Source organism: Inquilinus sp. YAF38 (assembly GCF_052113205.1).
Lineage (GTDB): Bacteria > Pseudomonadota > Alphaproteobacteria > DSM-16000 > Inquilinaceae > Inquilinus.
This window is the reverse complement of the sequence record NZ_JBFRCU010000201.1, coordinates 1-1,755: the sequence shown is the minus strand read 5'-3', so window position 1 is coordinate 1,755 and position 1,755 is coordinate 1. Positions and strand designations below refer to the sequence as shown.

Here is a 1,755-nt window from a genome sequence, read left to right as displayed (position 1 = left end):
CGGTGACCGCGGCTGCGGTCGGCACCGCCAGCACGGTGATCGGCGGCACCACCTTCAACTTTGCCGGTGCCACGCCGACCAGCACGGTCAGYGTCGGCAGCGCCGGCAACGAGCGGACCATCACCAATGTCGCGGCCGGGCGGATCGCGATCGACTCGACCGATGCCATCAATGGCAGCCAGCTCTTCGCCACCAACCAGGCAGTCGAGGCGATCGCTGCCAGCAACCCCGTCCACTATTACAGCGTGAACGACGGCGGCACGCACGGGCCGAACTACATCAATGACGGCGCCACCGGCGCCAATGCGATGGCCGCCGGCATCGGGGCGACGGCCTCGGGCACCAACTCGACGGCGGTCGGCTTCAATGCCGCCGCGTCGGGCGGGACCACGGTCGCCCTCGGCAGCGGCGCGACGGCCACCAGCGGCGGCGCCGGCGGCGCCATGGCCCTGGGCACCAATTCCAAGGCCGTGGTGACCGGCGGCGACGGCTCGCCGATCGCCATCGGCATCGCCTCCAATGCCAGCGGGGCGGCCGGCACGGCGCTCCCGGGCGGCTTCACCTCCTTCGAGGCGGTCGCGCTCGGCAACAGCGCGAACGCCACCGGGCAGGGCGGCACGGCCGTCGGCGGTGCCAGCCAGGCGACCGGGACCTGGTCCACCGCTCTCGGCCAGAACGCCAGCGCGTCGGCGGACCACACCACGGCGGTCGGCGTCCTCGCCAATGCGAGCGGCCTCAACGCCGTGGCAATGGGCTACAACGCCAACGCAGGCGCCGAGAGCGCCATCGCCATGGGCAACGCCGCCAGCGCGACGGCGGGTGCCGCGATCGCTCTGGGTGTCAATGCCAACGCCTCCAGCCAATGGGCGACCGCGATCGGCACCAATGCGATCGCGAGCGACCAGGGTGCTGTCTCGATCGGCACCAACACGGTCGCGAGCGACCAGAGCGCGATCTCGATCGGCACCAACACCCAGGCTCTCGCCCTCACGAGCACGGTGCTGGGCACGAACAGCCTGGTGGCGGCCGCGGCCGGCGAGGGTTCGGTCGCGATCGGCACCAACTCGCAGGTGCTGGGCGGCGCAGGGGCGGTGGCGATCGGCCAGGGCCAGGTGGTGAACGGCGACGGCGCGGTTGCGATCGGCGATCCGAACTCGGTCACCGGCACCGGCGCCGTCGGCCTCGGCGCCAACAACACCGTCAACGGCACCGGCGCGCTGGCGCTTGGCAACACCAACACCGCGACGGGCCAGGGCTCGGTCGCTCTGGGCAACGCCAGCAGCGCGGCGGGGGCCGGTTCGCTCGCCTTCGGCGACGCCGCCTCGGCGGTCAACGCCAAGGACGTGGCGATGGGCTCGGGCTCGGTGACCGCGGCGGCTGTCGGCACCGCCAGCACCACGATCCGGGGGACGACCTACAAYTTCGCCGGCACCACGCCGACCAGCACGGTCAGCGTCGGCGCGCCGGGGGCGGAGCGGACGATCACCAACGTGGCAGCCGGGCGGATCGCGCTGGACTCCACCGACGCGGTCAACGGCAGCCAGCTCTTCGCCTCCAACCAGGCGATCGAGAACCTGGTGACCAGCTCGGCGACGCATTACTACAGCGTCAACGACGGCGGCACGGCGGGGGGCAATTTCAACAACGACGGCGCGACCAGCGCGGGTGCCCTGGCGGCCGGCATCGGGGCCGTGGCATCGGGCGGCCCGTCGACGGCGGTCGGCAACAACGCCGCCGCGACGGGCGGGACCACGG

General features: G+C 72.7%; 1 protein-coding gene. It reads left to right on the top strand.

Annotated features, from left to right (window positions below):
- The coding region (locus tag AB4Z01_RS36220; RefSeq protein WP_441701689.1) for a YadA family autotransporter adhesin at positions 1-1,755 on the top strand (1,755 nt) is incomplete at both ends.